The following is a 20,587-nucleotide window of genomic DNA, read 5'->3' as shown; positions in this document are numbered from 1 at the left end:
AAGTAAGAATCAGAGATTAGAGCAATTTACTGATTAGTGACACTACCAACAACGGTTATAATTCTTACTTTATCCCCCTGGTTAATAATTGAAGCCTGCCTGTCGGCAGACAGGGATGGAACGAGAATTAAAGAAAGTTCTTTTTAAATCCCCCTTATTCCCCCCTGGTGTGATCCTGGTTATTGAGGTTATTGTCTCAAATTTCATATCTCAATACTCAGATCTATACTTTATATTTGCTTAAACTGATCTTGTACCATATATGAAATTTAAACTCACCTTACTTTTCCTGTTCTGTATTTCCGCTATTGCTTCGGCCCAAAATACCGACTCATTGATGCTTCGTAAAATATATGATGAAGCTTTGGTGAATGGGCAGTGCTATCAAAATCTTCATTATTTGTGTAAGAATATAGGCCAGCGTTTAAGCGGTTCGGCTAATGCGCAAAAGGCGGTGGACTGGAGTAAAAAGCTGATGGAAACCTATGGTTTTGACCGTGTGTTTTTACAGCCGGTTATGGTTACCCATTGGGAGCGTGGCGAGAAGGAAGTGGGTAAGATAATCAATGGCAAAACAGAGATACCTGTTGCTATCGCGGCATTGGGTGGTTCGGTAGCTACACCGAAGGGGGGCTTATCGGCTAATATTATAGAGGTACGGAGTTTAGCTGAATTGAAAGACTTGGGTGAGAGGGTTATTAAAGGCAAGATCGTGTTTTTTAACCGCCCGTTTGACCCACGTTTTATAGAGACCGGCAGCGCTTATGGCACAGCCGGTGATCAGCGTTTTGCAGGGCCTGCCGCGGCAGCTAAGTTTGGCGCGGTTGGTGTGATTGTTAGATCGTTAACTGAGGCTTTAGATAATTATCCCCATACGGGAACAACACAGTACGACGAAGGTGGTATTAAGATACCTGCCGCGGCTATATCAACTATGGCGGCTAATAAGTTGAGCAATATGCTGAGGTTAAAAAAGCTTCCGCTAATCAAATTCTACTTTAAGCAAAGTTGCCAAAGCATGCCTGATGCACCGTCGTTCAATGTGGTTGGCGAAATAAAAGGGAGCGAGAACCCCGGCAGGTTTATTATTGTTGGCGGGCATTTGGATTCGTGGGATCTGGCTGAAGGCGCACATGATGATGGTACAGGAGTAATGCAATCGGTAGAGGTGTTGCGGATACTTAAAGCAGTTGGTTATCATCCTAAAAACAGCATCCGCGCGGTTTTATATATGGACGAAGAAAGCGGTGGTAAAGGCGGTGCAGAATATGCCAGGTTAGCCAAACAAAATAACGAAGATCATATTGCCGCTATCGAAACTGATGAAGGTGGTTTTACGCCACGCGGTTTTAGTTTTGTTGATGCTTCGCCGGCATTTCTAAAAGGAGTAAATCAAAGCTGGAAAAAGCTATTTGAGCCTTACGAAAGTGATCGCCTGGTTGCCGGTGGTGGCGGTAGTGATATTGAACATTTAAAGGATACTCAGCCATCGGTTAAACTAATTGGCTTCCGTCCGGATTCTCAGCGTTACTTTGATATTCACCATACACCTAATGATGTATTTGAGAATGTTAACAAGCGCGAGCTGGAATTGGGTTCGGCATCCATGGCTTCGCTGATCTATCTGATAGATCAATATGGATTAAATTTCAAGTAATTTATATCCTTAAAACAGCTTTCCCTATTTTTGTAACTCAATAATTTGCTTTGGAAGACGGAGAACAGATAGTAAAAAAAGATCCATACGCGGCTTTACGCTTTCAAGAGTTTCGGTATTATATGGCCATGCGCTTTTTTTTAACGCTGGGTTATACCATGCAGGCTGTAATTATCGGTTATTATATATATCAGCAAACTAATGATCCGCTGGCATTGGCCATGATAGGTTTGGTTGAGGCCATACCATCAATAGGCATCGCTTTATATGGTGGTTATGTTGCCGATAAATCCGAAAAGAAAGGTTTGTTGCTCAAAATATTCAGTGTAATGTGGGCTTGTTCGATAGTGATGTTAGTGGTTACCTTACCGGGGATCCATCACTACATTAACTATCACCTTTCGCTGATCATTATTTATGTGATGATATTTTGTATTGGATTGGCGCGTGGCTTTTATGGCCCTACAGCCTTTTCGGTGATGACGCATATTATACCGCGCGAACTTTATCCCAACTCATCAACCTGGAATAGTTCGGCTTATCAAACAGCGGCAGTTATTGGCCCCATGATCGGTGGATTGCTTTATGCTTATGCCGGTATTACGCCAACGTTTATTGTAGTAGTTGTATTTATCAGCATTGCATTACTGGCTATTACATTTTTGAATCGCCATGCGGCAGAGTACATCCCGAAAGAAAGCATTAAGGATAGTTTGAAAGAAGGGATCAGCTTTGTATGGAACAGCCGGATGATGCTGGGCGCATTGAGTCTCGATTTGTTTTCGGTACTGTTTGGTGGGGTGGTAGCGGTGTTGCCTATTTTTGCCAAAGATATTTTGGACGTTGGCGCAAGCGGTTTTGGTTTGATGCGGTCTATTGATTCGATAGGGGCGGTATTAACCATGCTTTTGATGACACGTTACTCGCCAATGGGAAAACCATGGCGTAACCTGCTGATAGCCGTTACAGGCTTTGGCGCATCTATTATTTGCTTTGGTTTATCTAAAAACTTTTACTGGTCGTTATTCTTCCTGTTTACGTTGGGGGCTTTTGATAGCATTAGCGTACTGATCCGGTCAACCATTATGCAGGTACTAACTCCTGATAGAATGCGTGGCCGGGTATCGGCAGTAAACTCCATGTTTATTGGCTCATCTAACGAGTTAGGCGCTGCGGAATCTGGTGCTATGGCTAAGTTATTGGGTGCGGTACCATCTGTGCTTGTAGGTGGTACAATTACCTTAGGTGTAGTATTTACAACCTGGTTAAAAACCAAGAAACTGGTACCAATGACCTTGAATGAAATACATCAGCCCGAGCCGGTTGAGGCAGCAGCCTCAGACGAAATCCTGGTTGCGGCCCCAAAAAATGTAGAGTAGCGAGCCTATAAAGGGTATCAGTATAATAATGATGATCCAAAGTAATTTGGTGTTCATATTCATTGGGCTTCGTAAAATGGATAGCACGGCATATAACACCAACAGGATGTTGATGATAAAGAAGATCAATCCGAAAGCACCGCTGATCAATGAACCAATAAAATGCATAATGTTAGGGTTGAATGCGACCTGCATCGGTCGCGCATATTAAACAACTCAAAATCAGATTGGTTTAGCGTGCGGTAACAATTATATTACGGCATGCTTTTCGCCTATCTGCTGGCGCCACATGGCATAGTATAAACCCTTCTGATCTATCAGATCAAAGTGTTTGCCCGATTCGATTATCGAACCACGTTCCAATACATAGATTCTGTCGGCATGCATAATGGTTGATAGCCTGTGAGCGATTAGTATAGTGATCTGTCCGCTTGAAACGGATACATCGCGGATGGTTTCGGTGATCTCTTCTTCGGTGATAGAATCCAAGGAAGAAGTAGCCTCGTCAAATACCATAATATCTGGCTGACGTAACAGTGCGCGGGCTATTGATAAACGTTGCTTTTCGCCACCTGATACCTTTACGCCGCCTTCGCCGATCACGGTATCCAAGCCATTACTGGCACGAGCCATTAAGGTGTGGCAGGCTGCTTTGCGTAAAACTTCCAGACATTGCTCGTCGGTAGCTTCGGGGCGAACAAAGAGTAGATTTTCTCGGATGGTTCCTGAAAACAACTGGGTATCCTGGGTTACAAAGCCTATCTTTTCGCGAAGCTGATCAAGATCGATCTCTTTGCTGGATATCTCGTTATACAGCACATCGCCTTCAAGCGTTTGGTATAATCCTACCAAAAGCTTAACCAGCGTAGTTTTACCAGATCCTGATGGGCCAACAAAAGCGATGGTTTCACCGCTTTTAACCTCAAAACCAATGCTATTTAAAGCGTTACGGTTAGCGGTTAAATGTTTAAAGCTAACGTTATCGAAAGTTAGTTTTTCAACCTTCTCAATGAGTACAGGTTTTGTTGGTTTAACATCAATAGGTGTTGAGAGAATACTTTTGAAGTTGTTTAACGAAACTTCGGACTCGCGCCAAGCTAAAATAACATTTCCAAGTTCTTGTAAAGGATTGAACAGGAAAAACGAATAGAACAGAAAACTGAAGTATTGACCTGGTGAAATGGTACGCTCAAATATGAGCAATAACAAAACCACAACCATAGTGCTCCGAACAAAGTTTACGGTGGTGCCTTGTACAAAGCTCATGCTACGTACAAATTTTACTTTTTGCAATTCGAGACCCAATATTTTGTAGGTGGTTTTGTTCAGGCGGTCAATTTCCTGATCGGCGAGACCCAAGCTTTTGATCAATTCGATATTGCGCAAAGATTCGGTGGTTGAACCAGCAAGCGCTGTAGTTTCACCCACAATTTTGCGCTGTATAACCTTGATCTTACGACTTAAAACAATACTTACTATGGTAATTATGGGTATGGCGGCAATATAAACCAATGTTACTTTGTAGCTTACACTTAATGAGTATACAATTACAAAGCTCATACCTATAAGGCTCACAAAAAGTACACTTATAAACGCAGTAATGAATTTTTCGCTATCTAAACGTACCTTTTGCAGAATACCCAAAGTTTCGCCGCTACGCTGGTCTTCAAAAACCTGGTAGGGCAATTTAAGCGAGTGCTGCAAGCCATCTGCATACATTTTTGCACCAACTTTTTGCACAATGATACTGGTATAATAATCCTGGAAGTTTTTGGCGATGCGCGATACCATTGCAGAACCTACGGCCAGGCCAACCCATTTTAAGATAACGGACACGTATTCGGCATGGTTCAATGCGTTACGTTTTTCAATAGCCTGGTCAACAAGCTTTCCGGTAAAAAAAGGATCGAGCAACGAGAAACCCTGGTTAATGGCTGCCAGAAGCAGGGCAAATATAACTACGCCCGTATAATTTTTTAAATAACTGAGTAATATTTTCATCGATGCACAAAAATAAAAAAGGGAATGGCTAAATAGCTCATTCCCTTATAATTTGACATTAGGTTGGCTGTTTACACAGTCATGATATCTTTTTCCTTTATTGCTGTTAACTGGTCTATCTTTATAATATAGCTATCCACCAGTTTTTGAACATCGGCTTCACCAACTTTGATCTCATCTTCTGATACGCTTTCGCCTTTCATTTTTTTGATCTTCTCATTAGCATCTTTGCGGATGTTACGCAGCGTGATCTTTCCGTTTTCTGCTTCAGCTTTAACCCGTTTAACCAGGTCGCGGCGGCGCTCTTCGGTCAATGGTGGTACATTAATGCGAATAACAATACCATCATTTTGTGGATTGAAACCTAAATTAGCCTCCATAATACCACGCTCAATTGGGCCAAGCATGGTTTTTTCCCAGGGCTGTACAGTTAAGGTGCGTGCATCCGGACTGGTGATACTGGCAACAGAAGTTATAGGGGTTGGAGCACCATAGTACTCAACCATTACACCCTCAATCATTGCAGGCGATGCCTTGCCGGCACGGATCTTTAAAAATTCACTATCGGTATGCTCAATGGCTCTATCCATTAAAGCTTTGGCATCAGTCAGTTGTTTTTTAATGAGTTCGCTCATCGAATTTTAATTTTGCCCAAAAATAGTAAAATCTACCATTTACTGAGTGGCAGATTTTCAATTAGATAATTTTTATGTATTTGTTAATCCCTATTCTATTTAATTTCAAACCTTTGCGATCTGAGTTTATCGGTATCATAACCCATATCCTTTGGAAAAAGTTACGAGATTTAGCTGCTGTGAGATTTTATTCGGGAAGAAAGCTCAAAAAAAATGCCCGCTATTGCAGGCATTCTCTATTTCATGGTCAGGATATTATTTAACCAAAGTACCTATTGATTCACCTTCGGCAATCTTCATAAAATTGCCAGGGCGGTTCATATCGAATACAATGATAGGCAGTTTATTTTCGCGGCAAAGGGTAATGGCTGTCATGTCCATCACGTTTAAACCCTTATCATAAACTTCCTGGAAAGTAATTTCTTCATACCGGGTAGCGGTTGGGTCTTTCTCAGGATCGGCGGTGTAGATGCCATCAACACGGGTCCCTTTCAAAACTACGTCGGCTTTGGTTTCTATAGCGCGTAAAGAAGCAGCCGTGTCTGTAGTGAAATAAGGGTTACCTGTGCCGGCTCCGAATATTACAATACGGCCGATCTCCAAATGGCGCATAGCACGGCGGCGGATATAAGGTTCGCAGATCTGCTCCATTTTAATGGCCGATTGTAAGCGTGTTGGTGCGCCAATGGTTTCCAGAGCATTTTGTAAAGCCATGCAATTGATCACTGTGGCCAGCATACCCATATAATCGGCCTGAGCACGGTCCATACCCGATTTTTCGGCACTTAGCCCGCGGAATATATTACCACCACCCACAACAATGGCAATTTCAATGCCTTTATCAAAAACGGCTTTGATCTCGTGCGCGTATTGTAAAACACGGGCATTGTCAATACCGTACTGTTTATCGCCCATCAGCGATTCTCCGCTAAGTTTTAAGAGGATCCTTTTGTATTTCATGGATGTGAGTAGTTTGTCAAAATTATTGAAATATACTTAGTGTTAAAATTTTATATTGTAATTGTGAATAGTGCCCTTAAAAATAACGGCCTGCAATTCAAAATTATCGTCAAATACAATCAGGTTAGCCAAATAGTTATCAGCTATTTTACCTTGCTCGTTATCTTTCCCGATAAGCTCTGCGGGGTACAACGATGCCATATTCACAGCTTCTGCCAAATCAATACCTGCACGGTTAACGCAGTTTTGCACCGCTTTTAACATAGTAAGGTTTGATCCCGATAAGGTACCATCTGGCATTGTGTAATGATCGCCATTCAAAACATGCTGATAAACGCCTTTGTTAGCTTCGGCAACCGCATCTGTAATCAGGAATAGCTTATTGCCCAGCATCCGTTTAGCCAATTTAATCATCGTAAAATCAACATGGATACCATCAGCTACTACACTGGTATAAGGCTTATCCTCAAACACCGCCGGAATAATACCCGGTTGCCTGTGGTGCATTGGCGGCATGGCATTGTATAAATGAGTAATCGCCTTTACAGGATTGTGAAGAAATGCTTTAGTTTGCTCATAAGTAGCATCGCTATGACCTGATGAAAGTACGATACCCTGTTCATCCAAATATGCCAACACTTCGGCATCCTGTAACTCTGGCGCAAGGGTTATCATTTTGATCTCGCCATCGGCCATTTCAACCCAATGTTTTACTTCGGCTAAGGTTGCTTTTTTGATCAGGCTATCGGGGTGTGCGCCTTTGCGTTTGGGGTTAAGATAGGGGCCTTCCAAATGTAAGCCCATCATATTACCCAGCTTGTTATCGCGGTGAGCTAATGCGGCTTGTATGCCTTGTTCAACAATATCATTGGTATTGGTAGCAATGGTGGCGAAGAAGCCTGTACAGCCCTGCTTTAGCAACGATGCTTCCATTTGAGATAGAGCCGCTGCCGATGGATCGCCACCAAAAAATAGTGGTGAGCCGCTACCATAAATTTGCAGATCTATTAATCCGGGAGCGAGGTATGCTCCGTTAAGGTCAACTTTTGTTGCTCCTTGCGGGATATCGCCTTCTTCGATAACGCTTATGATCTTATCACCTTCAATTAAAACAGCTTTCCCCTGGGATATTACCCCATCCGAAACCAATTTTAAATGATGCAACAGCTTTATCATATGTCAGTTGAAAAAGAAAGGCAAAAAAAATCCCCGCCTGTTAGGCGAGGATCTAAATAATATTAAGCTCCTAAAGCAACTCGCTTAAAGGCGGTTACGGTAAGGTCTTTTTGAACCCCGTTTAAAAACTGGGCTACTGTTTTAGATGAATCTTTTACAAACTCCTGGTTTAACAAAGTTGAGTCTTTGTAAAATTTGTTCAGTTTACCGGCAGCAATTTTTTCAACCATTGCTTCTGGTTTACCTTCAGCACGAATCACATCGGCAGCAATTGCCATTTCGCGTTCTACTGTAGTTGAATCAACACCATCTTTATCGATAGCGATTGGGTTCATGGCAGCAATTTGCATTGATACATCTTTACCGGCTTCGTCGGCACCATCAGCAGTAGCTGATAAAGCAACCAATACACCTAAACGGAAGTTACCGTGAATGTAAGCAACAACTTTTTCGCCGGTTACAGTTTCAAATTTAGAAACACCGATCTTCTCGCCAATTTTACCTGTTTTTTCGATAACCAGATCACCGATCTTAGCACGGCCGGTATCTGTATCTAATTCCAGGTTATATAATTCTTCAACTGATTTTACATCAGATTCGATAGCCGCGTTAGCAACAGCGTTACCGAAAGCGATGAACTCAGCATTTTTAGCTACGAAATCTGTTTCGCAGTTTAACTCGATAATAACACCGCGTTTTCCATCAACAGATGAACGTGCGATAACCACACCTTCGTTTGATTCTCTATCCTGACGGCTGGCGGCTACTTTAGCACCTTTTTTACGTAAAAAATCGATAGCTGCTTCAAAATCACCGTTAGTTTCGGTTAAAGCTTTTTTACAATCCATCATACCCGCACCTGTTTGTTGGCGCAGTTTGTTTACGTCGGCTGCAGAAATTTGTACTGTAGACATTTTATTTTCCTTTTTTAGTAGGTTATACATTCAATAAAAAACCGGATTCTGGCATTTAACCCTGGAACCAAGTCCGGGATTATTATCCAGATTCCGGTTTCCCTTAATTATTCTTCAGTTTTCTCAGCTTCTGCTGATACTTTCCTTGTTCTTTTACCAGCTTCGTCTTTTGAACCAGCTTCAGCAACCGGGGCATCAGCTTTCGCTTTAGCAGCAGCGCCTTCTTTTTCAGCTTCGTCTTCTTTCTCGCGTTTGCGCTCATCCAAACCTTCTTCGATAGCCTTGATGATAATGCTCGCGATCAATGAAATTGATTTTGTAGCATCGTCATTAGCAGGGATAGGGAAGTCGATGTTTGAAGGATCAGAGTTGGTATCAACCATTGCAAAGGTAGGAATGTTTAATTTCATTGCCTCAGCTACAGCGATGTGCTCTTTCTTAACGTCGATCAAAAATAATGCTGCCGGTAAACGGTTTAAGTCAGCAATACCACCTAATAATGATTCTAACTTGATACGCTCACGTTGGATCATCAGTCTTTCTTTTTTAGAAAGGTTGCTGTATGTTCCGTCTTTAGTCAATTTATCGATGTTTGACATCTTTTTGATCGACTTACGCACGGTAGCGAAGTTAGTTAACATACCACCTAACCAACGCTCGGTTACGTAAGGCATGTTTACACCTTTTGCATAATCAGCAACGATATCTTTTGCTTGCTTTTTAGTAGCAACAAATAATACTTTACGACCTGATTTTACAATTTGTTTTATAGCTGCAGCAGCTTCTTCAACCTTAGTTAAGGTTTTGTTTAAATCGATAATGTGGATACCGTTACGCTCCATGAAAATGTACTGAGACATTTTCGGATCCCATTTGCGGGTAAGGTGACCAAAGTGTACACCTGCATCCAGTAAATCCTGATATGTTGTTCTTGCCATTGTGTTGTCCTCCTTAAAATATTAACGTTTACTGAATTGGAATTTCTTACGGGCTTTCTTACGACCTGGTTTCTTACGCTCAACCATACGGTCATCGCGGGTCATAATACCTTTAGCCCTTAAAGCTGGTTTCTTTTCAGCGTCAAGTTCAACAATAGCTTTAGCGATAGCTAAACGAACGGCTTCTGCCTGTCCTTTAACACCACCACCTGCTACGTTAGCTTTAACATCAAATTTTCCGGTTGAGCCAGATACTTCTACAGATTGTGTAGCGATGTATTGCAATGGCAGAGTTGGGAAATACTCTTTGTAATCCTTACCGTTAACGATAAGTTGGCCTGTACCCTCAGTTAAATAAATGCGGGCAACTGCTGTTTTTCTTCTTCCTGAAGTGTTTGTAGTTGACATTTCTCTTGGGGATTAAAGTGTAATGGTTTTTGGTGATTGGGCCTCATGTGGATGAGTGGCGCCAGCATAAACATGCAGGTTTCCGTAGATTGCTCTACCCAAACGATTTTTAGGTAACATACCACGAACGGCTTTCTCAATGATGCGTTCTGGATGTTTCGCCATTAACTCCTTAGGAGAAATGAAACGCTGACCACCTGGATAACCAGTGTAGCGAACATATTCTTTGTTTTCGAATTTGTTGCCGGTCAACTTTACCTTGTCTGCGTTAATAACGATCACGTTATCACCGCAGTCTACGTTCGGGGTGAATCCTGGCTTGTTTTTTCCTCTGATGATCATAGCGATCTTAGAAGACAAGCGCCCCAAAATCTCGCCTTGAGCGTCAACAACAACCCATTCCTTGTTAACGGTTTTTTTGTTGGCAGAGACAGTTTTGTAACTTAACGTATTCACTTGCTTAATATTAAATGATGTAAATTAATTTATTACCCCTTATTTTAGGGACTGCAAAGATACACGAATTATTATTACTGTCAAATGGTTTATAACATTTTGTTGGCCACCTTGTAATGATATTGTAAGATTGCTTGCCGCCATACCCGCTATCACCTAACTACTTATAGCTAAATGCCACTTTTTTGTATATTTAGCACTCTATATGAAAGCATTTCAACTCTATATACTTCTTTCGTTAATCGGCCTTACCACCATAACATCCTGCAACAAGAGCAATAAAGATTCATCCAAAACCATTTTTAATATGAATATGGAAGATGGTTTAACCTCGCTCGATCCTGCTTTTGCCCGTAACCAGTTTGCTTTGTGGATGGACAATCAGTTGTTTGATGGTTTGGTACAGGTGGATGATAGCTTACATATTAAACCCTGTGTAGCCAAAAACTGGGAAATATCCGATAACGGTATGCGCTACACATTTCATTTACGAAACGATGTTTACTTTCAGGACGACCCTAAGTTTGACAAAGGGATTGGCCGCAAAGCAACAGCCGTCGATTGGGTGTATAGCCTTGGCCGTTTGATTGACCCCAAGGTGGCATCATCAGGCTCCTGGATATTTAGTGATAAGGTAACCGGTAAAGATGCTTTTAAGGCCCTGGATGATACCACTTTTCAAATACAGTTAAAGTTTGCCTTTCCGCCGCTGATCAGTTTGCTTACCGCGCAATACTGCTCGGTAGTTCCGCACGAGGTAGTTGATGCTTATGGTAAGGATTTTCGTGCCCATCCGGTAGGAACCGGTCCCTTTAAATTTAAGTATTGGAAAGAAGGTGAAGTACTGGTATTACTCAAAAATGAAAAGTATTGGGATAAGGATTCGAGCGGACATTCGTTACCTTATTTAGATGCAGTACGTGCAACTTTTATTAACGACAAGCAAACCGCCTTTATGGAGTTCATTAAAAAGAACCTTGATTTTTTTAATGATATTGATGGCAGCTACCGTGATGATATACTCACAAAATCTGGCGAGATAACTACTAAATACAAAGGCAAGTTCCAGTTTAATACCCGCCCTTTTTTAAATACCGAATATTTGGGGATGTTGGTTGATAGCACCTTGCCCATTGTGAAGAAATCACCGTTAAGGATCAAAAAAGTGAGGCAGGCTATAAACTACGCTATCGATAAAAAAACGATGGTGAAATATCTGCGTAACAGTATAGGCACACCGGGATATGCAGGCTTTATCCCCAAAGGTATGCCGGGCTTTGATGATAAAGAAGTGGTTGGTTATAGCTACAATCCCGAAAAGGCCAAAAAACTATTAGCTGAAGCTGGTTTCCCGGAAGGAAGGAATATGCCCGAGATTGTATTAAGCGCTACCACCACAACCCGAAACCTGATCGAGTTTATACAGGGTGAGTTAGGTAAGATAGGCATCCGTAGTAAAGTTGAAATAACCCAACGCGCCAGCCTGCGCGAGTTGATCGCTAAAAACGGTGTTAACTTTTTCCGCGGTACCTGGATAGCCGATTATCCGGACGGCGAAAATTACCTTTCGGTATTCTATTCTAAAAACAAGATCCCGTTTGGGCCAAATTATACCGGCTTTAATAATAAGGAGTTTGACGCATTGTTTGAGAAGGCTTATACGTCTATTAATGACGAGGAACGCTTTAAACTATATCGCCAAATGGATAATATTGTGATGCAGGAAGCCCCTGTAGTTGTTTTGTATTATGATAAGCTGGTTAATCTGTATCAGAATAACATATCAGGATACGGTAAAAATTCAGAGAATTTACTGGTGTTGAAAAGGGTTAAGAAGGTAAACCCTAAATAATAAAAATGTCATTTCGAACCGAAGGGGAGAAATCTTTTGCGATTGCTTAGTCTGCTGTATACTTATCGCGCGTAAAAGATTTCTCCTCGTTCCTCGTTCGAAATGACAATTTCTATCGTGGATAATTATTAATTACCTACCAGGGCCGCTACTTTCGCCTTGTTTTAAGTCATCATTGTTAACACCCTTCTTTTTCTTCTGGGTTGGGTCATTCGGATCAGCAAATTTAACCTTACCAAACGCGTAGCTAAATGATACCCCGAAAGAACGGAAAGGGAATTGTGTATTACTGTATTGTGTAACTGTTTTACCTTTAATGTTAGTGTTAAAGGCAATGTTTTCGGCAAATGGATTAAAGGTATTTATACCAAGGCTTGCTTTTTTATCCCAAAACTCTTTCTTCACACCTATTATCCATAAGCTGAACGCTGGGTTTGTACCTTGAATGGTACGGCGTGGCGAATTCATTATCACGAATGATTCTGCTGCGAAACCATTTTTAAGGTTTACCGAACCACTTAAGAACGCGTTGTAGTTAATATAGGTTCCGTTTTGTGATTGCTCTAATCCGTAAGTACCTGTTGGGTCTGGCTTGTAGGTGAACGCGTTGATACTACCGCGGATAGTTAATATTTTAATAGGATTTATTGAACCAAAAAAGCTTGAACCAAATGAGTTATTGGTACCAATGTTTTGGAAGCTGGTTAAAGTAACTCCTGGTTTATAGATACTTACAATGCTCTCTATCAAATTACTGGTGTGTTTATAATAAGCCGAAAGGTTAATTACAGATGCGCCAATGTAAGTTGAATAATTTAACTCTGCATATTGTGAAATTTCTGGAGCCAATAATGGGTTACCCTGGCTGTATGCTGTTTGGTTTGTTGTATTTAAAAATGGATTCAAATAAGTTAAACTTGGCCTTTGTATACGCTTGGTGTAGGTTAACTTATAAGTTGAGTTACTTATCGTTTTTGATAAAGTTAATGTTGGGATGTAAATGTTATAGTTATTGCTGAATGGTAATAAAGTAGCCGAAGATGTTTTGGGTGCTCCGCTTATTTGTGTGTTCTCTAAACGGCTACCAACTTGTAAGGCATAATTTTTAGGCAGTGTAAAGGTTAATACAGCATAACCGGCGTAAATATCCTGATCGTAGTTGTAGTTGTTTGATGTTAAGCTATTAAACGCAAATGTATTAGGATCAACATTCAGATCGCTTGATGTTCCGTTGTAGTTATCAAATTCGCTTTCAATTTTTCTTATGATGGTTTTACCACCAGCCTCTATCTTAAATTTTTCAGTAACTGGTAAAGTATAATCAGCCTGTGCGGTATACTCATTATTACTGCCGTTGTTTTTAGATCTCAGATCAGAGAAAAAGGTAGTGTTATAAAGTGCAGTAGAATTAAAATCAGTTATACCGTGACTCCATTGACCGGCGATGTCTATCTGATGGCCTTCTTTTTTGAATTTATGAACATAGTCGTTATTCCAGTCAAAACCACCAAAAGTGGTTTTGCTGTTTGATAAGCTTAAATAACTAAATGCTGTTGCGGGAGTAGTTGTATTCAAAAGATAATCACTATTTGAATTGCCTTCCGCTTTAAAACCGCCCTGATTTAAGGCAATATTTGATGTAAAACTGTTAAAGTTATTAAAATCATAACTCAACGCGCCTGATCCCCTGTAGCCATAACGGGTTATTTTGCTTTGCGTTGTTGCAGTGTTTGAATAAGTCCCGGCATTATCACTGCTTCCTGATAAGGTGTTACTGGTTTGCGGCCAGGTAAAGTTACCACCAAAGTTACCGGTAACACTTAAACGATTTTGATTGATGTTTAAGTTAGCATTACCGTTGTTTTGGCGTGTACCCACACCACCGCTTATAGAACCACTAACACCTGACACATTTTTGTTTTTGGTTACGATATTAATGATACCAGCCGAACCTTCTGCATCATATTTTGCTGATGGCGAAGTGATCACTTCAACGCTTTTGATCTGATCTGCAGGTATAGATTTCAATACATCGGCAACATTATTAGCCATCGCCCCAGATGGTTTACCATTGATCAATACCTTTACATTCTGATCCCCACGGAGTGAAACATTACCGTTAATATCAACAGATACCAATGGTACTTTACGCATTACGTCGGAAGCGTTACCACCTTGAGAAGTAATATCCTTTTCAGCATTGTAAACGATCTTGTCTATTTTAGTTTCGATAACGCTTTTAGTAGCGGATACTTCAACTGCTTTTAAAGCTCTGCCAGATGGCGCTACAGTAACTGTACCCATGTTAAAATCGGGCTTCTCTGGCGTAGTAATTACCGGGTCGATGGTTTTTGATGGGTAGCCTATAAAGGATACCACTATTTTCCATTTACCGCTTTTAACCTCGTTTAGTTTAAAACTTCCTTTTTCGTCGGTTAAAACACCGTTAATTGGTGCCCTGCCGCCGCTGCGATAAATAGATACCGAAGCATAATCCATTGGTTTTTTGGTGATCGAATCAATCACGATACCGGATATTCTACCCACAACACCGCCGCTGCCGCCACCCATTTGGGCCATGGCCGATGCTGTTGTAAATAGTATAGTTATAAAAGTAAAAATATGTTTCATTGTTGTGTTTTTGATATTAGAGGCAAAAGTACTTCAAATGTTACTGCGAACACGAGAATTTTTTTGCCATTATTGTAATGGTAATATGAATTTGATTGAAGTATGCTAAAATTGGGCATACGTATAAGTATGCGGGTTTAATCGCTTATAGGCAATAGAAAGCCCCACTTCCAAAACATGTTTAGTAGTGGGGCTAAAAATTAAGTGCTATTATATAACCAGGTTAATAATACGCCCTTTAACAACGATAACTTTTTTCAAGGTTTTACCTTCCAGATATCTTTGTACATCGGTATTGGCTTTTACCAGTTCTTCAACCTCACTGTTATCTAAAGACAGCGAAAGATTGAGGTTCATTTTGGTTTTACCGTTGATGGATACCGGGTAAGCAAATTCGTTCTCAACCAAATATTCGGCATTGAATTTTGGATACGGGGCGTATGATAAAGTACCAGCCTCGTTACCTAATAATACCCAAAGTTCTTCGCAAATATGTGGCGCGTATGGCGATAAGATCAACACCATATCCTGCAAAATAGAACGTTTGTTACATTTCAGATCAGTCAACTCATTCACCGCGATCATAAAACTGGATACTGAAGTGTTAAATGAGAACCTGTCTACATCTTCTTCAACCTTACGGATGATCTTGTGTAACGATTTGTATTCGGCTTTGTTTGGTTCTGCATCAGACACATTAAACTCCCATGCATCATTATGGAACAGCCTCCAGAATTTACGCAGGAATTTGAACACACCCTCAATACCATTGGTATTCCAGGGTTTACTTTGCTCTAACGGACCTAAGAACATTTCGTACATGCGCAAAGTATCGGCACCGTAACGCTCAATGATATCATCCGGGTTAACCACGTTGAATTTAGATTTCGACATTTTTTCAACCTCAACACCGCAGATGTATTTACCGTTTTCTAAAATGAATTCAGCATCAGCAAAGTCCTCACGCCATTTTTTGAACTTCTGTGTATCTAAAATTTCGTTCTCTACAATATTAACATCAACATGTAAAGCGGTAGTTTTATACTCACCTTTCAATCCAAAAGATACAAACGTATTAGTGCCCCGGCCTTCATCATCGTTCACACGATAAACAAAGTTCGAGCGCCCCTGGATCATCCCTTGATTGATTAATTTTTTGAAAGGTTCTTCTTCACCTACCAATCCCAGATCTTTCAAAAACTTGTTCCAGAAACGGCTGTACAACAAGTGACCGGTAGCATGTTCGCTTCCACCGATGTATAAGTCAACATCTTTCCAATAAGCTATCGCTTCTTTTGATGCAAATTCGGTTGAGTTTTGCGCATCCATGTAGCGGTACCAATACCAGCTACTTCCGGCCCAGCCCGGCATGGTGCTTAGTTCGTACTCGTAAAGAGCCTCACCCCCGCCCTCTCCAAAGGAGAAGGAGTTAACCTCATTTATTTCAGAAGTCCTCTCCTTTGGAGAGGATTTAGGTGAGGCATATTTCCAGTTTTCGGCGCGGGCCAAAGGTGGCTCGCCGCTTTCTGTTGGCAGGTATTTATCAACTTCGGGCAGTATTAAAGGCAATTCGCTTTCCTCAATTAAATAAGGCAAACCATCTTTAAAATAAACAGGAACAGGCTCACCCCAATAACGCTGACGGCCAAAAATGGCATCGCGCATGCGGTAGTTTATTTTGCCATAACCCATACCCAATTCTTCCAATTTGGCAATAACTACTGTAGTGGCTTCTTTATAACCTAAGCCGTTAATAAAATCGGAATTAATGTATTTACCTTCCTTAGTTGGGTCGGCCTCCACTTCAATATTTTGGATATCAAGGATGGGGATGATAGGCAGATCAAAATGCTTGGCGAACAAATAATCACGCTGATCGCCCGATGGTACACCCATTACACAACCGGTTCCGTATCCAGCCAAAACGTAATCGGCTATCCAAACCGGAACTTTAGCTCCGTTTAACGGATTGATCACATAGCTACCGGTAAATGCGCCGGAAATAGTTTTGGTATCGGCCATCCGGTCCAGTTCACTCTTCTTTTTAGTTTGAGCTATGCAGGCATCAATTTCGGCTTTGTGCTCTGGTGTGGTTAAGGTTTGTACCAATTCATGTTCAGGAGCAATTACAATGGTAGTTACGCCAAATATGGTATCAACCCTTGTAGTGAAAACTTCTAAGTAAGAAACTTCGGCACCCGACTCAGGACTCAAAACTTTAGACTCCAGACTAAACTTTACCATGGCGCCAACGCTTTTACCTATCCAGTTGCGTTGCATTTCCTTTAAAGGATCGGGCCAGTCAATGTTGTCCAACCCTTGCAATAAGCGCTCGGCATAAGCGGTGATGCGCATACTCCACTGCATCATTTTCTTTTGCTCAACCGGGTAACCCCCGCGTTCGCTAAAGCCGTCTTTAACTTCATCATTAGCTAAAACGGTACCCAAAGCGGCACACCAATTTACGGTGCTTTCGCGAAGGTAAGTTAAGCGGTATTTTAAAAGTTCGGTTTGTTTTTCATCGTGGCTCAAAGCCTTCCATTCTTCGGCTGTAAAGCTGGCGGTATCATCATCGCTAACAGCGTTGATGCCTTTTGAACCGCTTTGTTCAAGGTGAGCTATAAGCGTATCTATCGATTGCGCTTTATCTGCATCCTTATTATACCAGCTGTTAAATAGCTGCATAAATATCCACTGCGTCCACTTGTAATAATCAGGCGAACTGGTGCGCACTTCCCGGCTCCAATCGAACGAAAAACCGATCTGGTCTAATTGGCGGCGATAGGTGGCAATATTATCTTCGGTAGTGATGGCCGGGTGTTGTCCGGTTTGTATGGCGTATTGCTCGGCAGGTAGTCCGAATGAATCATAACCCATTGGGTGCAATACATTAAAGCCTTTTAAGCGTTTGTAACGTGCAAAAATATCGGAAGCGATATAGCCCAGCGGGTGGCCAACATGTAGCCCCGCGCCCGATGGGTAGGGGAACATATCCAGCACATAATACTTTGGCTTAGATGATTGGCTATCGGCCTTAAAAGTTTGGTTGGCTGCCCAAAACGACTGCCATTTTTTCTCGATGTCTTTAAATTGATAATCCATTTCGCTGTTTTCCGGACTGCGAAAATAGTAAACCTATATGATTGATGGGTAATTAATTGCAGAATTACCCAAACTACTCTTTAGGAGCCTTTTTTACCGAATGTACAGGCTGCTCCTCATTCTCATAGCGTTTGGCAATGTTTTCTTTTTTAGGCTCATCAGCATGGTATTCTTTATCCTCTTTTTTTACCACGCTTTTATGGCCGTTATCTTTTGGTCTCTCAGTTGGCGTATCTGATGGTGATGGTTTATCGTGCGAATTAGCGTCTTTTTTCATGATGATATTTCAACTAATAACCATTATCAAACAAAAGAGTTTTAGTGTCCCTAACTTCCGGTCTTCCGGACTTTTCCGTCTCGCCTAAGCGTTAATTTTTGTTAAAACCAATACATTACTATTCCGCCTTTATAATATAAACAGAATTATATTTTACCTTTATGGCAACGTTTTTTTATTTTCGCGAATTAAAAGGTAATTATGGAAGAATTTGAGGCCAGCGTATCGGCAAAAAAAACCAAGGCGATCTACATATCAACAGTATTTGGTATTGCCATGGTATTATTGATGATTGGCCTTTTGGGTTTGATTTTGGTGCATGCCAACAACCTTTCGCGCTATGTGAAGGAAAACATCGTACTCAATATTATAGTTGACGATGCCGCTCACGAAACAGATGTGCTGCAACTGCAAAAGCAACTGGATACCGATCCATCTGTTAAAAGCACCCAATACGTAAGTAAAGAATTAGCCGCGCGTAACCTGCAAAAAGATCTGGGTAAGGATTTTGTGAGCTTTTTAGGTTTCAATCCGTTACCATCATCCATAGATGTTTATTTAAAGGCCGATTATGCCAATAATGTCAATATAGCCCAGTTTAAAGCCAAATTGCTTAAAAACACCCTGGTTAAAGAAGTGATCTACCAACAATCATTAGTTGACCTGATGAATCAAAAACTGGCATCCATCAGTTTAGTTATTCTGGCTTTCGCCGGGATATTTGCGGTGGTATCTGTGGCTTTGATCAACAATACAATACGCCTGGCCATCTACTCGCAAAGGTTCTTAATTAAATCGATGCAGCTGGTTGGCGCTACTAAAGGCTTTATCCGCAAGCCATTTTTGCTTTATGGTTTATGGCATGGCTTATTGGGCGGCCTTATCGCGATCATTATGTTGATCGGTATGCTTTATTTAGCTACCATTCAAATTCCAGACCTGGTTATTCTTCAAAACTACTACGAATTTGGTATTGTATTTTTGGGTGTGATAGGCATTGGTATATTCATTTCAGGCTTTAGCACCTATCTGGCTGTAAGCAAATTCCTTCGTTTAAAAATTTACGATCTATATAGATAATAATGGCAAAAGAAACTAAACCCGTAATTGCTCAACCTGTTAAAACAGCCGAAGCTAAAACACCACAAGCTGTTCCGGCGGCACAATTTGTGTTTGGTAAAGAAAATTACCGCATCTTTTTATTGGCGATTGCTGTAGTAGCTATCGGCTTCTTTTTAATGAGTGGGACTACCGATATTTATGAGTTCCGCAAAATAGTTTTAGCGCCTTTAGTGGTGCTTGGTGGTTTCGCTATTGGATTTTTTGCCATCTTTAAAAAATCGGCTACCAAAGCATGAATCTAATTCACGTAATTATTCTCGCTATAATTGAGGGGATAACTGAATTTTTACCTGTATCATCAACCGGGCACATGGTTATTGCAAGCTCATTTATGGGCATTGCAAGTGATGCTTTTGTAAAACTTTTTGAAGTTGTAATTCAATTAGGCGCTATCCTTTCGGTGATTATTTTATACTTTAAGCGATTTTTTAAATCTTTTGATTTTTACTTTAAGCTTATTGTGGGTGTTATTCCGGCAGTTATTGTCGGTGTCCTTTTTAAAAAGAAGATTAATTTATTATTGGAAAGTCCGCTTGTGGTGGCTTGTTCACTATTAATTGGAGGTATCATCCTGTTATTTGTTGACGAATGGTTTAATAAGCCGGCAGTAAAAGAAGAAGCCGAAATTAGCTATGCCACAGCTTTAAAAGTAGGGTTATTTCAATGTCTGGCGGTTATCCCTGGCGTTTCCCGTTCTGCCGCTACAATAGTTGGTGGTATGAGTCAGAAATTAACCCGCACCGCCGCCGCGGAGTTTTCTTTCTTTTTAGCGGTACCAACCATGTTAGGTGCCACACTAAAAGAAATATATGATTACCATAAAGAACATGAGCACATGTTTAACGGTGAGCAGATTAAATTTTTGATCATTGGTAACATTATCGCATTTATTGTAGCTATGCTCGCCATCAAAACCTTTATTACTTTTTTAGAGAAAAAGGGCTTTAAGTTATTTGGTTACTATCGTATCATCGTTGGTATTGTATTGATTGCGATGTACTACACCGGGCACTTAACGGCTTAATATTAAAACATTGATGCTGAATGTTGAATTATAACCTGATTCGATATTCAGCATT

The 20,587-nt window shown here is 40.9% G+C and carries 18 protein-coding genes; 6 read left to right on the top strand and 12 right to left on the bottom strand.

The genetic code is table 11. The annotated features are described in order from the left end of the window. Positions 1–262: 262 nt before the first annotated feature. Both ABIN91_RS22965 and ABIN91_RS22960 read left to right on the top strand, forming a co-directional pair. Positions 263–1,657 carry a M20/M25/M40 family metallo-hydrolase gene (locus ABIN91_RS22965; protein WP_348053962.1) on the top strand — a complete coding sequence of 465 codons (1,395 nt, stop codon included), beginning with the start codon at positions 263–265 and terminating at the stop codon, positions 1,655–1,657. A gap of 50 nt (positions 1,658–1,707) precedes the next feature. Further along, positions 1,708–3,036, top strand: a complete 1,329-nt coding sequence (locus ABIN91_RS22960) for an MFS transporter (RefSeq protein WP_348053961.1) — start codon at positions 1,708–1,710, stop codon at positions 3,034–3,036. Here ABIN91_RS22960 and ABIN91_RS22955 read toward each other — a convergent pair. The 9 genes from ABIN91_RS22955 to rplM all read right to left on the bottom strand — a co-directional run bounded on the left by ABIN91_RS22955 (position 2,995) and on the right by rplM (position 10,524). After that, complete coding sequence (locus tag ABIN91_RS22955; RefSeq protein WP_348053960.1) at positions 2,995–3,231, bottom strand: PLDc N-terminal domain-containing protein; 237 nt, start codon at positions 3,229–3,231, stop codon at positions 2,995–2,997. The two genes, ABIN91_RS22960 and ABIN91_RS22955, sit on opposite strands and share 42 nt — an antisense overlap. Before the next feature lie 54 nt (positions 3,232–3,285). Then, on the bottom strand, positions 3,286–5,037 hold the full coding sequence (locus ABIN91_RS22950; protein WP_348053959.1) for an ABC transporter ATP-binding protein: 1,752 nt from the start codon (positions 5,035–5,037) through the stop codon (positions 3,286–3,288). Between the two features lie 71 nt (positions 5,038–5,108). Continuing rightward, positions 5,109–5,672 carry a ribosome recycling factor gene (frr, locus tag ABIN91_RS22945; protein ID WP_348053958.1) on the bottom strand — a complete coding sequence of 188 codons (564 nt, stop codon included), beginning with the start codon at positions 5,670–5,672 and terminating at the stop codon, positions 5,109–5,111. 255 nt (positions 5,673–5,927) lie between these two features. Then, positions 5,928–6,632 carry a UMP kinase gene (pyrH, locus tag ABIN91_RS22940; RefSeq protein ID WP_348053957.1) on the bottom strand — a complete coding sequence of 235 codons (705 nt, stop codon included), beginning with the start codon at positions 6,630–6,632 and terminating at the stop codon, positions 5,928–5,930. Positions 6,633–6,674: 42 nt separating this feature from the next. After that, positions 6,675–7,808 carry an N-acetylglucosamine-6-phosphate deacetylase gene (gene nagA, locus ABIN91_RS22935; protein ID WP_348053956.1) on the bottom strand — a complete coding sequence of 378 codons (1,134 nt, stop codon included), beginning with the start codon at positions 7,806–7,808 and terminating at the stop codon, positions 6,675–6,677. A 62-nt stretch (positions 7,809–7,870) separates the two neighbouring features. Next, on the bottom strand, positions 7,871–8,722 hold the full coding sequence (gene tsf / locus ABIN91_RS22930) for a translation elongation factor Ts (protein ID WP_348053955.1): 852 nt from the start codon (positions 8,720–8,722) through the stop codon (positions 7,871–7,873). 107 nt (positions 8,723–8,829) lie between these two features. Continuing rightward, the gene (gene rpsB, locus ABIN91_RS22925; RefSeq protein WP_348053954.1) at positions 8,830–9,660 is read right to left on the bottom strand and encodes a 30S ribosomal protein S2; all 831 of its coding nucleotides are present in this window, start codon (positions 9,658–9,660) and stop codon (positions 8,830–8,832) included. 21 nt (positions 9,661–9,681) lie between these two features. Next, positions 9,682–10,068: a 30S ribosomal protein S9 gene (gene rpsI / locus ABIN91_RS22920; protein ID WP_121201687.1), complete on the bottom strand. Its 387-nt coding sequence runs from the start codon at positions 10,066–10,068 to the stop codon at positions 9,682–9,684. A 12-nt stretch (positions 10,069–10,080) separates the two neighbouring features. Then, positions 10,081–10,524, bottom strand: coding sequence for a 50S ribosomal protein L13 (gene rplM / locus ABIN91_RS22915; protein WP_348053953.1), 444 nt, complete (start codon positions 10,522–10,524; stop codon positions 10,081–10,083). A gap of 205 nt (positions 10,525–10,729) precedes the next feature. Between rplM and ABIN91_RS22910 the strand changes: the two genes are divergently transcribed. Further along, a complete protein-coding gene (locus tag ABIN91_RS22910; RefSeq protein WP_348053952.1) occupies positions 10,730–12,376 on the top strand; it encodes an ABC transporter substrate-binding protein in 1,647 nt (548 codons plus the stop codon). Positions 12,377–12,508: 132 nt separating this feature from the next. On the opposite strand, the gene ABIN91_RS22905 is transcribed toward ABIN91_RS22910, so the two are convergent. The 3 genes from ABIN91_RS22905 to ABIN91_RS22895 form a co-directional block, all read right to left on the bottom strand. Then, positions 12,509–15,007 carry a TonB-dependent receptor gene (locus ABIN91_RS22905; RefSeq protein WP_348053951.1) on the bottom strand — a complete coding sequence of 833 codons (2,499 nt, stop codon included), beginning with the start codon at positions 15,005–15,007 and terminating at the stop codon, positions 12,509–12,511. Between the two features lie 210 nt (positions 15,008–15,217). Continuing rightward, positions 15,218–18,109: a leucine--tRNA ligase gene (gene leuS / locus ABIN91_RS22900; protein WP_348053950.1), complete on the bottom strand. Its 2,892-nt coding sequence runs from the start codon at positions 18,107–18,109 to the stop codon at positions 15,218–15,220. Between the two features lie 73 nt (positions 18,110–18,182). After that, positions 18,183–18,386, bottom strand: a complete 204-nt coding sequence (locus ABIN91_RS22895; protein ID WP_348053949.1) for a hypothetical protein — start codon at positions 18,384–18,386, stop codon at positions 18,183–18,185. Between the two features lie 201 nt (positions 18,387–18,587). On the opposite strand from ABIN91_RS22895, the gene ABIN91_RS22890 reads away from it, so the two are divergent. Genes ABIN91_RS22890 through ABIN91_RS22880 form a run of 3 tightly spaced genes read left to right on the top strand, consistent with a single transcriptional unit; the run spans position 18,588 to position 20,532 of the window. After that, positions 18,588–19,466, top strand: a complete 879-nt coding sequence (locus tag ABIN91_RS22890) for a permease-like cell division protein FtsX (protein WP_348053948.1) — start codon at positions 18,588–18,590, stop codon at positions 19,464–19,466. Between the two features lie 2 nt (positions 19,467–19,468). Continuing rightward, positions 19,469–19,744: a DUF3098 domain-containing protein gene (locus tag ABIN91_RS22885; protein WP_348053947.1), complete on the top strand. Its 276-nt coding sequence runs from the start codon at positions 19,469–19,471 to the stop codon at positions 19,742–19,744. After that, a complete protein-coding gene (locus tag ABIN91_RS22880) occupies positions 19,741–20,532 on the top strand; it encodes an undecaprenyl-diphosphate phosphatase (protein ID WP_348053946.1) in 792 nt (263 codons plus the stop codon). The genes ABIN91_RS22885 and ABIN91_RS22880 overlap by 4 nt, the downstream gene beginning before the upstream one ends. Positions 20,533–20,587: the final 55 nt, after the last annotated feature.

It is taken from the genome of Mucilaginibacter sp., assembly GCF_039921305.1.
Taxonomy (GTDB): domain Bacteria; phylum Bacteroidota; class Bacteroidia; order Sphingobacteriales; family Sphingobacteriaceae; genus Mucilaginibacter.
Note: the sequence above shows the minus strand (reverse complement) of the source record. Positions and strands in the feature narration are given on the sequence as shown.